General features: G+C 66.6%; 11 protein-coding genes. 9 read left to right on the plus strand and 2 right to left on the minus strand.

What is annotated here, in order from left to right; translation table 11 throughout:
- Positions 1-4 precede the first annotated feature (4 nt).
- From AC1DYS_RS21595 to AC1DYS_RS21635, 9 genes are all read left to right on the plus strand, one after another.
- Positions 5-1,306, plus strand: coding sequence for a polysaccharide polymerase (locus AC1DYS_RS21595; RefSeq protein WP_477902957.1), 1,302 nt, complete (start codon positions 5-7; stop codon positions 1,304-1,306).
- A 103-nt stretch (positions 1,307-1,409) separates the two neighbouring features.
- A complete protein-coding gene (locus tag AC1DYS_RS21600) occupies positions 1,410-2,561 on the plus strand; it encodes a glycosyltransferase family 4 protein (protein WP_477902959.1) in 1,152 nt (383 codons plus the stop codon).
- Entirely contained in the window at positions 2,558-3,613 is a 1,056-nt protein-coding gene (locus AC1DYS_RS21605; RefSeq protein ID WP_477902961.1) for a glycoside hydrolase family 5 protein, read from the plus strand. The genes AC1DYS_RS21600 and AC1DYS_RS21605 overlap by 4 nt, the downstream gene beginning before the upstream one ends.
- On the plus strand, positions 3,610-4,692 hold the full coding sequence (locus AC1DYS_RS21610; RefSeq protein WP_477902963.1) for an acyltransferase family protein: 1,083 nt from the start codon (positions 3,610-3,612) through the stop codon (positions 4,690-4,692). The genes AC1DYS_RS21605 and AC1DYS_RS21610 overlap by 4 nt, the downstream gene beginning before the upstream one ends.
- A 5-nt stretch (positions 4,693-4,697) precedes the next feature.
- Entirely contained in the window at positions 4,698-5,645 is a 948-nt protein-coding gene (locus AC1DYS_RS21615; RefSeq protein WP_477902965.1) for a polysaccharide pyruvyl transferase family protein, read from the plus strand.
- Complete coding sequence (locus tag AC1DYS_RS21620; RefSeq protein ID WP_477902967.1) at positions 5,642-6,526, plus strand: glycosyltransferase family 2 protein; 885 nt, start codon at positions 5,642-5,644, stop codon at positions 6,524-6,526. Before AC1DYS_RS21615 ends, AC1DYS_RS21620 begins: the two co-directional genes overlap by 4 nt.
- Before the next feature lie 11 nt (positions 6,527-6,537).
- Positions 6,538-7,266, plus strand: coding sequence for a WecB/TagA/CpsF family glycosyltransferase (locus tag AC1DYS_RS21625; protein ID WP_477902969.1), 729 nt, complete (start codon positions 6,538-6,540; stop codon positions 7,264-7,266).
- Between the two features lie 76 nt (positions 7,267-7,342).
- Entirely contained in the window at positions 7,343-8,770 is a 1,428-nt protein-coding gene (locus AC1DYS_RS21630; protein ID WP_477902971.1) for an oligosaccharide flippase family protein, read from the plus strand.
- Between the two features lie 68 nt (positions 8,771-8,838).
- Positions 8,839-9,942 (plus strand): nucleotidyltransferase family protein, encoded by a 1,104-nt coding sequence (locus AC1DYS_RS21635; protein WP_477902973.1) that lies wholly within the window; start codon positions 8,839-8,841, stop codon positions 9,940-9,942.
- Positions 9,943-10,009: 67 nt separating this feature from the next.
- Here the strand turns inward: AC1DYS_RS21635 and AC1DYS_RS21640 are convergent, their stop codons facing one another.
- Positions 10,010-10,501: a PEP-CTERM sorting domain-containing protein gene (locus tag AC1DYS_RS21640; protein WP_477902975.1), complete on the minus strand. Its 492-nt coding sequence runs from the start codon at positions 10,499-10,501 to the stop codon at positions 10,010-10,012.
- Positions 10,502-10,561: 60 nt separating this feature from the next.
- A complete protein-coding gene (locus AC1DYS_RS21645; protein ID WP_477902977.1) occupies positions 10,562-11,869 on the minus strand; it encodes a porin family protein in 1,308 nt (435 codons plus the stop codon).
- Positions 11,870-11,875: the final 6 nt, after the last annotated feature.

Below are 11,875 nucleotides of genomic sequence, written 5' to 3' on the forward strand. Positions count from 1 at the left end.
TCCCATGGCCGCTTCCACGCTGCTAGACCTCCCCACCGCGCGGCCGGCTGTTGCCGTGCCGAGCCTGCCGTTGGGCCGGGTGACGCCTGCCGCGGTGCCGGCCGAGTCGACGATCTACGCCACCTTCCTGCTGCTGGCGGTGGTGTGCCACCACTGGGTGCTGTGCTTTCTGCAGACGCGGGGGCTCACGGTGTCGGTCGCCCTGGTGGCGGTGGCCGAGCTGGTGATCTATGTGGCATGCCTGCCTTACCTGCTGAAGCGCCTGTCGCTGCGCTCGCTCGTCGTGGTGTTCGTGGTGCTCGGCGTGTCGGGGCTGCTGGCGCTGCTGCGCGGCGGCTACTTCGACCCCAAGGCAGCGCGCGACCTGCTGATTCCGATGCTGTTCGTGTGGGCCGGTCGCAGCTTTGCGCAAGGAACGCGCTCGCTCGACGGGCCGCTGCTGGTCGCAAGCGCGGTGGTGCTCGTCATCGGCCTGGCGGAGGCGGCCGCTCCCGATCTCTACAACCGCGTCTTCAACACCTTCAACTACTACGTCAGCCTCGGCGGCATCCAGGCTGGCTCGGCGCAGGTGACTGGGCAGAACGTCACGCTGAACGGCATGCGCCCGGAGGGCATCGGCCGCACGCTGCTGCCGCAGCTGTTGGGCGCACAACGCGTGTCGTCGGTGTTCCTGGAGCCGGTGTCGCTGGGCAACTACGCCGTCATCTTGTTGGGTTATGCGCTGGCCAAGCCCTTCCGCGAATGGCGGCGTTCGCTGTGCTTCATGCTCATCGCCTTCGTGCTGATCGTGCTGGCCGACTCGCGCTTCGGCCTTTATATGACCGGGCTGCTCGTGCTGCTGCGCCTGACGGTGCATGGCCGAGCGCACAACGCCGCCATCGTGCTGCCGCTCATCGGCGCGGGCACCTTGCTGCTGTTCGCGAACTTCGCCACCTACGCGGGCGACAACCTGATCGGCCGCATGACCACCAGCGGCCAGTACCTCGCCACCTTCGACGAGATGAACCTGCTCGGCTTGCGCGACTACGCCACCAACTTCGGCGACATGGGCTACGCCTACGCCATCAGTCGCTTCAGCCTGATCGGCGCGGGGCTGCTGTGGGCCTGCGTCTACCTGCTGCCGCTGCACGACGAACCCGCCCGGCGGTTTCGCACCTACCTGTCCGCCTACATCACGCTGATCCTGTGCGTGAGCGGCACCTCGTTGTTCGCGTTGAAGACCGCCGGCGTCATGTGGTTCGCGTTCGGCGCGATGTCCCTGCGCCGGCCGCCCCCACCCAAAGAGAAAGAAGGAGAAACACCATGAGAACTCCCATCCGATCAGAACGGGCCGAGCGCCGGGCCGCTCCCAAGCCGGACCGCATCCCCTTGGGGGATCGTCTGCGGTACTCCGCAGATGAGGGGCGGACATGAGCGAATTAAGCGTCGTGCATGTTGTGCGCCAGTATTTGCCTTCGCGTGGCGGCATGGAAGACGTGGTGTTCAACATCGCGCGCATGCAGCAGGAGTTGCACGGCCATCGCGCGAGCGTGGTCACGCTCGACCGCGTGTTCCGCCAGACCGAAGACGTGTTGCCGGCCGACGAGGTGCTCGACGGCATCCCGGTGCACCGGCTGCCGTACAGCGGCTCGGAGCGCTACCCGCTGTTCCCGTCCGTACTCAAGAACATCAGCGACGCCGACGTGGTGCATGTGCACGGCATCGACTTCGCGTTCGACTTTCTCTCGCTCACGCGCTGGTGGCACCGCAAGCCGATGGTGGCCTGCACGCACGGCGGCTTCTTCCACAGTGGGTTTGCGCAGCGCGCGAAGAAGATGTTCTTCCACAGCGTGACGCGCTGCACCGCGCGCGGCTACGAGCGCATCCTCGCCAGCAGTGCGAACGATGGCGAGCTGTTCCGTCAAGTGGTGCCTGAAGACCGCGTGCGGGTGATCGAGAACGGTGTCGACATCGACAAGTTCGCCGGCGCCTCGTCGCCCATGCTGCAGCCGACGCTGATCTACGTGGGCCGCTGGTCGGTCAACAAGGGCTTGCCGCGCACGCTCGACCTGCTGGCCGCGCTGCGCCGCATTGACCCACGATGGACCATGATCATGGCGGGCCGCGAATACGACCTCGACCACCCGGCGCTCGTCAAGCTGGCTGAAGAAAAGGGCGTGACGGACGCGCTCACGCTGATGCCCAACCCCGACAACGACGCCATCCGCACGGCGATGGGGCGGGCGAGCTATTCGGTCTGCCTGTCGCGCCACGAAGGCTTCGGCCTTGCGGCCATCGAGGCGATGAGCGCCGGCCTGGTACCGGTGCTGAGCGCGATCCCACCGTTCGAGCGGCTGGCTGCAGAAACACGGGTGCCGCTGATCGTGCCGGAAGACGTGGACGACGCCGCGGCGCGCATCGTCGAGCGCCACCAGCAACTGGCGATGCACCACGCCGCCGCACGGGCGCAAGCGCAGCTCGCGGTGCGGCCCTACAGCTGGCGCAACGTCGTCGGCGCGTATGTCGAAGAGTACGAACGTGCCATCGACGGCGCGCGGTACGACCGAAAGGTGGCGGCATGAACGCGCGCCTCCTCGGCAAGTTCGCCGTCTGGTTGCGATGGGCCTGCGTGTGCGCGGGCTTGTCGGGCCTGGTGGCGAGCGCTCAGGCGGCGCAGGGCACCTGCCTGGGCGACAAGCCGCTGCGTGGCGTGAACATCGCGGGTGGCGAGTTCAACAGCCAGCGGCTCCCCGGCAAGCTCTTCAAGGACTACACCTACCCGACCGCGGCCGACCTGAAGTACTTCGCCGACAACGGCGCCAACACCATCCGCATGCCGTTCAAGTGGGAACGTGTGCAGCGCATCCTCGGCCGCCCGCTCGACACGAACGAGGTGGCGATGATCGGCAAGGTGATCGACGGCGCGCGCGAGTTGGGCCTGTGCGTGATCCTCGATGCGCACAACTTCGGCGGCTACGCCACGCAGCCACTCGGCACGCCGATGATGCCGCTGTCGGCCTTGAGCGATTTCTGGCTGCGCATGCGCGAGGCCTTTCCCGATGCCGACAACGTGGCCTTCGGGCTGATGAACGAACCCTCGAGCGCCGCGCGTGCGGACTGGGCGAAGGCCGCGCAAGACGCCGTGACCGAATTGCGCAAGGCCGGCTCGAAGCACCTGCTGCTCGTCTCGGGCGCGGGCTGGAGCGGCGCCCATGATTGGATGGAGCGCCGCGACGGCCTGTCGAACGCAGACGCATTCGCGAAGCTCAACGACCCGCTGAAACGCAGCGTGATCGAAGTGCACCAGTACGCCGACAAGGACGCCTCCGGCACGCACAACGACTGCATGGACCCTGCGCGCATGCAGGCCACCATGAAGCGCGTCACCGACTGGGCGAAGGCAAGCAACCAGCGCCTGTTCCTCGGGGAATTCGGCGTGCCGCCGACGCCCGAGTGCCTCGACACCCTCAAGGCCCAGCTCGACGCCACGCGCAATCCCAACTGGGCCGGGTGGACCTATTGGTCGGCCGGCGCATGGTGGGGGCCGGCGTATGCCTTTGGCGTGCACCCGATCAATGGCGTCGACCGGCCGCAGCTGGCTGTGTTGAAGGCCGCGTGGGGGGCGCCGCCGTGACGTCGTCACCGCCGGCTTCGGCCGCTTCTTCGCACGGCCAGATCAAGGCCTTGAACGCCTTGCGCGGCCTGGCGGCGCTGCTGGTGGTGTTCTCGCATCTGCCGGACTTCGCCGGCATGCACTTCGGACCTGCGCGAGAAGGTCACCTGGGCGTGATGGTCTTCTTCACCCTGAGCGGCTTTTTGATGGGACTGCTCTATCTCGGCCAGCCCGTCACGCGGCGCACCGTGTCTGCCTATGCCGTGGCGCGCGTCTCGCGCATTGCGCCGCCGTACCTCATCGTCGTGCTGCTGGCGTTTGCGGTCTACACGCTGGCCGACCCGGCGTTCCCGTACGCCATCGGCCCGCAGAACCTGCTGCGCCACCTGCTCTTCTCGGGCAATGTGAGCGTGCTCTGGAGCATCCCGCCCGAGGTGCAGTTCTATGCGCTCTTCATCGGGCTGTGGTGGGCCGTGCAGCGCGCGGCAACGGGCCGTGGCGCCGGTGCACTCATCGCGGTGCTGGCGATCACCGTGGCCGCGATCTGCCTGCGCGGCATGGTGCCCGGCACGTTCGTCGCCTCGAAGCTGCACTACTTCTTGATGGGAAGTTTGCTCGGCTGGTTGCACCCGCGCCTGCGTGCGGTATCGATCAGCACCCTGTCGCTGACGCTGCTGCAGGCGGGCCTGCTGATCTGCTTTGCGCTCTTCATGGTCGGCACCATCGGCCTGGGCGAAAACTACTGGCTCGATCTCGCGCCGGTGCTGGTGTGCGGCCTGGTGGTCTTCGCCTTCTCGCACGACCGCACCGCGGTCGACACGGTGCTCGCTGCCCGCCCGCTGCAGTGGCTGGGCGACTGGAGCTTCTCGCTCTACCTGCTGCACGTGCCCGCGCTCTACCTGCTGAACAAGGCCGGGCTCATGGAAAGCATGCCGGCCAGTTGGACGAGCGTGGCGCTCGCGATCGCGGCCTGCGCCGGCTTCAGCCTGCTCGTCGAACACCCCGCCTGCGCGGCCACCAAGCGCCGCCTCAATGCGCTCGTGCGGCGCACCGACACACCTCAGTCATCACCCCTTCTTGCTACCGACCGGAGACCTTGACCCTTATGAACAGCCCACTTCGCGAGAAGCTATTGCCGCTGTTGGTGAACGATGCCCACACGTGGGACGGGCTGCGCAATGCGCTGCGCGGCATGATCGCGCGCCACCCCGGCCGGCTGAAGTACGTCGCCAACGAGGGCAACGCCGGCGACGCCCTGATCGCTGCCGGCACCTGGCAGTTCTTCGACGACATGGGGGTGAACCCACCCTACGCCCAGGTGCGCCAGATCAAGGCCGGCGACGCGCCCATCTACAGCGGCGGCGGCAACCTGGTGAACGAGTACATGACCTGCGCGCGCTTCCTCGAGCGCTGCCTCGCGGTGGACGTGGCCGAGGCCCTGGTGATGCCGCACACCATTCGTGGCCACGAGCCGCTGCTCAAGCGGCTCGACGAGCGCTTCACGCTGGTCTGCCGCGACACCGCCTCGCTGCTTCGCGTGCAGGCCACCGGCTCGCGCGCCAAGCTGCTGTTCGCGCCCGACATGGCGCTCTACATCAACGTGCCGCGCCTGTTTGCCACTTGCAACTCGTACCGCGGCGCGAGCTTCTGGCTGCGCACCATGCAGACGAGCCGGCTGCTTCCTTACCTGCGCTGGCGCCACAAACTGAGCCGCCGCCTGCCACAGGCCAGCGGCAACGTGAGCATTCTGCGCGTGGACGTGGAGGCCACGTCGTCGGCGCCCGGCGACCCGCGCTGGGACGTGTCGAACATGTACGGCTCCGGCTTCAACTCGCGCGAGGAGTCCGAGCTGGTGGCGCGCGACTTTCTCGCCTTCTTCGAGAAGGTGAGCAGCGTGCGCACCAACCGTCTGCATGCGGGTGTGGCCGGCGCGCTGATGGGGTGCGAGGTGACCTACCTCGACAACTCGTACGGAAAGATCAGCGCCGTCTACGACGCCTGGCTGAGCCACCTGCCGTTCATCAGCTTCGAGGAAGCGGGGGCACCGGCATGAAGTTCTCGCTGATCATGGGCACCCTCGGCCGCAAGGACGAGGTCGGCGCGTTTCTCGAATCGCTGCAGCGCCAGGATCACCGCAACTTCGAACTGCTCATCGTCGACCAGAACCCCGACGAGCGGCTCGCCGACCTGGTGGCGGAGTACCGCAAGCACTTCAGCATCCGGCGCTACCGCTCGGCGCCGGGCCTGTCGCGCGCACGCAATGTGGGGCTGCGCTACGCCACTGGCGACGTGATCGCCTTCCCCGACGACGACTGCTGGTACCCCGACGGCCTGCTGTCGTACGTGGCGACGCGGCTGCTGGCGCAGCCCTCGCTCGACGGGCTCACCGGCCGCTTCGTCGACGGGGCCGGCCGTGCGGAGGGCCGCTGGCTGGCGCACTCGCAGGAGCTCAACCGCTTCAACGTGTGGCGCGGCGCCATCTCGTTCAGCATCTTCCTGCGGCGCCCGCTGGTCGAGCGCATCGGCGGCTTCGACGAAGCGCTGGGGGTCGGTGCCGGCACGCCCTGGGGCGCGGGTGAGGAGACCGACTTCCTGCTGCGCGGCATGAAGGAGGGCGGCCGCATCGAGTTCGACCACGACCTGGTGCTGCACCACCCGGTCAAGACGGCCGATTTCGGGCCTGCTGCCATCGAGCGGCAGAGCCGCTACGAGGCAGGTTTCGGCCGTGTGATCCGGCGCGGGGGCTTCCCGCTCTGGTACTTCCCGTGGGTCTGCAGCCGAACCGTCTTGGGCTCGCTGCTTGCCCTGTGTCAGGGCCGGGTGGCCCAGGCTCGTTTCAAGTGGCACAGCGTTCTGGCACGTGTTCGCGGCTGGCGCCAGGGCGCAGCCATCTCGTCGACGGCTCCCGTTCGGCATTCGTCCACCAACGCATGAGGTCCAACACCATGGCGACGACTCGCCCGCAAACCCTTCAGATCGGCCCCTTCCGCGTCAAGTCGTTCGACGCGCAGGCACTGATGAGTCAGATTTACCGGCGCCTGGCCCTTGGGCGCCACACCGAACTCTTTTTTGCCAACACCAATTTCGTGGTGACTTGCGAAGGCTTTGCATCGCGTTTCGACGACCCCGGCATCACGCTCGTCAACGACGGTGTCGGCATGGACCTTGCCGCCAGGATGGTCCATGGTCAGCGCTTCCAGGAGAACCTGAATGGCACCGATTTCATCCCCCGCCTGCTGCGTGGCAGCCCGCTGCCCTTGAGGGTGTTCCTCTTCGGCGCACGGCCCGAGGTCGTGCAGGATGCGTCCGAGGCCATCGAGCACCGCCTCGGCCAAGAAGTGGTCGGCGCCTGCTCGGGCTATGGGGTCGACGACAACGAGGTCTGTGCGCAAATCCGCGCGGCCCAGCCCGACGTGGTGCTGGTGGCGCTGGGCAACCCGCTGCAGGAGCGCTGGATCCTCGACCACGCGGCGAAGATGCCGCCGGCGCTCTACGTTGGCGTCGGTGCGCTGTTCGACTTTCTGGCCCAGCGGGCGGTGCGGGCGCCGATGTGGGTGCGCCGGCTGCGGCTGGAGTGGCTGTTCCGCCTGAGCCGCGAGCCGGGCCGCTTGTGGAAGCGCTACACCGTCGACGCCTTCAGGTTCTTCCGCATCTGCCGCAGCGCCAAAGCATGAACTGGACTTCTCCTGCAAACCCGCACGTGCCGGGTCGAAGATGCCATTTGACGAGGTCGCCGACTGAGGGTTCGTCGTGACCCGTGGCGGCTGGGCAGCCAAGTCGCTCTGGTCGGTGTGCGACAACGTCGTACAGCAGCTGTTGTCCTTCCTGATCTTCGCGGTGCTGGCGCGCTGGCTCACGCCGCACGAGTTCGGCCTGCTGGCGATCGCCCACCTGGTGGTGCAGTTCGTGCGCATGTCGCTGCTCGATGCGGTGGCCATGCCGGTGGTGCGTGCGCCGGAGGCCGATGACGCGCTCTTCAACTGGTTGTTCACGGTGTGCACGGTCGTGGCAGGCATGATGGCCTGCCTGATGGCGTTGCTGTCGTGGCCGTTGGCGCGCTTCTTCGGCGCCCTGGACCTGGTGCCGGTGCTGCTGGGCATGAGCATCGCGATACTGCTTTTCGGGCTGGTCCGGGCTCACGATGCCCGCCTGTTGCGCGAGGGCAATTTCAGGCTGCTGGCGATCCGCTCGCTGTGTTCGGTGACGGCCGGCGGTGCGGTGGCGTTGATCCTCGCCTCGCGCGGATTCGGTGCCATGGCCCTGGTGGCGCAGCAACTGGTGATGGCCATCGTCGGGCTGACGATCGCGGTGGTGGCCGAGTGGCGCATCTGGCGGCCGCGCTGGCGCTGGTCGGCTGCGCTCATGCGCAGCAACGCGGCCGAGGTACGGCGTGTCGGCCTGAGTTCGCTGGTCAGCTACGCCAACAGCAATGGCGACGCTGCGCTCGTGAGTGTTCTGCTCGGGCCTCAGGCCACGGGCCTGTACAACCTCGCGAAGCGGGTGTTGTCGGCGGCCTATCTGGTGGTGGCCGCGTCGCTCAGCCGGGTGGGGGTCAGCATGTTCGTGCAGCGCCAGCGCGACCCGGTGGCCCTGGCGCTCAGCTACACCCGCGTTCTCGGGTGGACGCTGCTGCTATTGGCGCCCATCTACACCATTGCCACGCTGGTGGCCGAACCCATGGTGGTGGTGGTCTTTGGCGAAAAGTGGCGCCAGAGCGCGAGCCTGTTCGGCTGGCTTTCAGTGGCGTACGTGAGCCAGTCCGCCTTCTGGCTGGGGCAGAGCCTGTCATTCACCACCGGGCGCAGCGACCGGGCCATCCGCCTGTCCAGCTTGCAGTTGGGCCTGTCGGTCACGCTGGCGCTGTTGCTGTCGCCTTTTGGCATGGGCGGCGTGGCGGCCGGCTTCGCTGCCGGCGCCATGGCGGGCTGCGTGGTGATGCAGGTGGCGGTCAAGCGGCAGCTCTCGCTGTCGTGGGTGGCGCTGGGCCGTACGGCGCTCCCGGCGGTGGTCGGGACGCTGGCAACGGCGGTGGCCATGTTGGCTTTGCCCTACATTGGGCTCGACGCGCAACGCTGGTTGGGGCTTCTAATGGCACTTGGCTTGGGGATTGCCTGCTATGCGGCAATCGCTACCCTCGTACATTGGCTCATGAGGCGGCAATGGCGCCTCAGGGCGTGAGTCTCCTTCACGGTGAAAATCAGGCCTCCGCTGGTTTCTCGAAGCTTCCAAGAAAACGAAAGGAAAACATGGCAAAAGCAATGATCCTCGCCGCAGGGCAGGGAACGCGGGTACGCCCGCTGACCAAAAACATGCCCAAGCCGATGGTGCCCATCCTCGGCAAGCCGGTGCTGGAGTACCTGATCGAACACCTTGCTCGCTACGGCATCAAGGAGATCATGATCAACGTCGCTTTCAACCACTGGAAGATTGAAAACCACTTCGGTGATGGCAGCCGCTGGGGCGTGGAGATCGGCTACTCCTACGAAGGCGTGCGCGAGCACGGCGACGTGGTGCCCAAACCCGTCGGCTCGGCCGGCGGCATGAAGAAGATCCAGGACTTCTCCGGCTTCTTCGACGAAACCACGCTCGTGATGTGCGGCGACGCACTGATCGACCTCGACCTCGGCGCAGCCTTGTTCGAGCACAAGAGCAAGGGCGCGATGGCCAGCGTGGTCGCGCTCAATGTGAAGCGCGAAGAGGTGCAGAGCTACGGCATCGTCAGCACCGACGAAAGCGGCCGCGTGGTCGAGTTCCAGGAGAAGCCGACGCCCGAAGCCGCCAAGAGCACGCTCGCGTCGACCGGCATCTACATCTTCGAGCCGTCGGTGCTCGACCTCGTGCCGAGCGGCAAGACCTTCGACATCGGCAGCGACCTATTCCCGCTGCTGGCTGAGAAGGGCCTGCCGTTCTACGCGCAAAGCCGCTTCTTCAACTGGATCGACATCGGCCGTGTGAGCGACTACTGGAGCGTGCTGCAGCGCGTCCTGATGGGCGAAGTGGCACAGATGGAAATGCCGGGCCGCGAGGTCAGGCCGGGTGTGTGGGTCGGGCTCAACACCAACATCGCCTGGGACGAAGTCGACATCACCGGGCCGGTGTACATCGGCTCCGGCGTTCGCATCGAACCCGGCGTCACGCTGGTGGGGCCGAGCTGGATCGGCACCGGCAGCCACCTGCGCAAGGGTGCCAACGTGAAGCGCAGCGTGCTGTTCGAGTACACCCGCATCGGCGTCGATCAGCTGTTCGAAGAGATGATCATCGCCCCTCAGTACTGCGTGAACCGCAGCGGCGCCACCAGCTACGTGGGAGATGAAGACCGCGGACACCGCTGGGGTGACGCGCGCGCCTGATCGAAGGCGCACCTGCCAAGAAAAACGGGCCGCGAATGCGGCCCGTTTGCTTTACAAGCTTGAACCCTCAGAGGCGCCGGCGGCGGCTCACGAAGACGATGGCGCCGAGACCTGCCAGCATCATGGCGTAGGTGGCCGGCTCGGGAACGGCCGCAACCTGGATGTTTTGCAGCGACATGCCGAAGTTGGTGCTGGGCACGCCGCGCAGGGCAAAGATCAGCGAAGCGTCGCCGCCGATCTGCGAGACGAACGAGTAGGTGTTCCAGCCCGCTGTGGCGGTGGAATCGTGGAGCACGCCGCGCGTATCTGCACCCTTGAGATTGTCGAAGAGGAACCCGAATGTCAGGTTTTTGTCGCCATTACCGGAAAATTTTTCAGCCTGATATTCAAAGCTGACGTTGTAGGCACCAGGTGTGAGGTTGTCGAACACCTCAGCGCAGAAGCGTTGGCCGATGGCACTGGTAAGCGGGTCATCGCAGCTCGCCAGCGCGGCATGGGAGGCCGTGCTTCCCAAAGCCATGGCGGCAAAGGCCAGACTTGCAAGGATCTTCTTCTTCATGGGTTCTCCTGAGGTTGAGGTCGGAACATTCAGAGCAAACGGCGCTCCTGGTGAACAGGTTCATCGCAAGGCGAACTGCGCGGAACAGCTCACCACGGAAGCGGTGTACGGCGAGCTCAGGCCGGCGTTGCCTTTGACCTTGCGCTGCTCGCGCGCCACGTCGCAGCCGAGGTCGAGCGCGTTGATGGGCGTCCAGCGCAGGCCCAGGCCGACGTTGGTGGTGTTGTCGGTGCCCTCGAGCGCGGTGTTGCCGAGGGTGGAGTCGAAACCGCTGTCGAGCTTGCGGTGCACGTAGCTGGCCTTCGGGATCACGCGGATCTTGGCGGTGGCCGCCCAGGTGACGGTGAGCGCGGCGGTCTGGGCGAGGCTCGTGTCGCTCGACGAAGCGTTGATCAGCGATGAATCGAAGCCGGTCTGCCCGACGCTGCTGTCGCGCACCAGATTGAGTGCCGCCGTGAGCTTGCCGGTGGGCTGCCAGCGCCAGCCGAGTGCGCCCGTCCAGCCGTTGATGTCGCGCTGGGACTGCACGCTGTGGCGCTCTCGTGTGGCGCTCAGGCGGGTGTCGAGGTGGCTTGCGCCGGTGGCCTCGAAGGTGCTGATGAGGTCGATGTCGTTCCGCGTGAAGTCGTCCGGGCCCGCGCCGAAGCGCGGGTACGTGCCCTCGCTGTGGCGAAAGTTCAGCCGGGTGTTGACGGATGAACTGGGCCCGTAGCGCACGCCCGCGTTGAACGAGTGCTGGCGCACGTCCTGGTTGTCCACGTCGGTGCCGCTGTAGTCGTTCTCGCTGCCTGCCGCACCGGCCTCGAACGACAGGCGGGTGCTGACGCCCACCCGCGCCAGGAAGCCCACCGCGGTGGTGCGAAGCTGGTTGCGTTGGGTGTCGATCACGCTGCCGGCTTGCTCCCGGTAGAGGCTTTGCGTCTGCGCAGCGCTGATCTCGCCCGACACGCGTTCCACCGTCTGCCAGTTCAGCTTGACTGCGGCACGGTAGTCGGTGTTGTTGAGCTGCGTGTTGGTGCGATAGCGGTTCACGTTGGCCGCCAGGTCGGCACTGAAGAACTGCCGGCCGAGGGGCTGGTTCACGCCAAGCCGCACGCCGGTGGAAGAGATACGGTCGCTCACCACCAGGCCGCTGCCCTCTGGCGCGCGGAACAGGTTGTCTTCGGACGTGAAGGTCTGCGTGACGCCGAGCAGATAGGGGCTCTGTTCGTTGCTGTCGGTGGCGTTGTTACCGGACGCGTTGTTCGCCGGTGCGGCGCTGTCTGAACTGCTGGTGCTGCCCGAGTTGCCCGAGCTGCCTCCGGGGGCGTCTTGCGCGATGGCCTTGGTGGCCATGAGCAGGCAGATGGCCGCCGTCAGCAACGACAAGGCAAA

The organism is Rhizobacter sp. P2_G4 (genome assembly GCF_056403575.1).

What these genes read in the sequence shown, in the direction of transcription:
- AC1DYS_RS21595 (WP_477902957.1), top strand. Translation starts at nt 5, where the DNA reads ATGGCCGCTTCCACGCTGCTAGACCTCCCCACCGCGCGGCCGGCTGTT.
- AC1DYS_RS21600 (WP_477902959.1), top strand. Translation starts at nt 1,410, where the DNA reads ATGAGCGAATTAAGCGTCGTGCATGTTGTGCGCCAGTATTTGCCTTCG.
- AC1DYS_RS21605 (WP_477902961.1), top strand. Translation starts at nt 2,558, where the DNA reads ATGAACGCGCGCCTCCTCGGCAAGTTCGCCGTCTGGTTGCGATGGGCC.
- AC1DYS_RS21615 (WP_477902965.1), top strand. Translation starts at nt 4,698, where the DNA reads ATGAACAGCCCACTTCGCGAGAAGCTATTGCCGCTGTTGGTGAACGAT.
- AC1DYS_RS21620 (WP_477902967.1), top strand. Translation starts at nt 5,642, where the DNA reads ATGAAGTTCTCGCTGATCATGGGCACCCTCGGCCGCAAGGACGAGGTC.
- AC1DYS_RS21625 (WP_477902969.1), top strand. Translation starts at nt 6,538, where the DNA reads ATGGCGACGACTCGCCCGCAAACCCTTCAGATCGGCCCCTTCCGCGTC.
- AC1DYS_RS21635 (WP_477902973.1), top strand. Translation starts at nt 8,839, where the DNA reads ATGGCAAAAGCAATGATCCTCGCCGCAGGGCAGGGAACGCGGGTACGC.
- AC1DYS_RS21640 (WP_477902975.1), bottom strand. Translation starts at nt 10,501, where the DNA reads ATGAAGAAGAAGATCCTTGCAAGTCTGGCCTTTGCCGCCATGGCTTTG.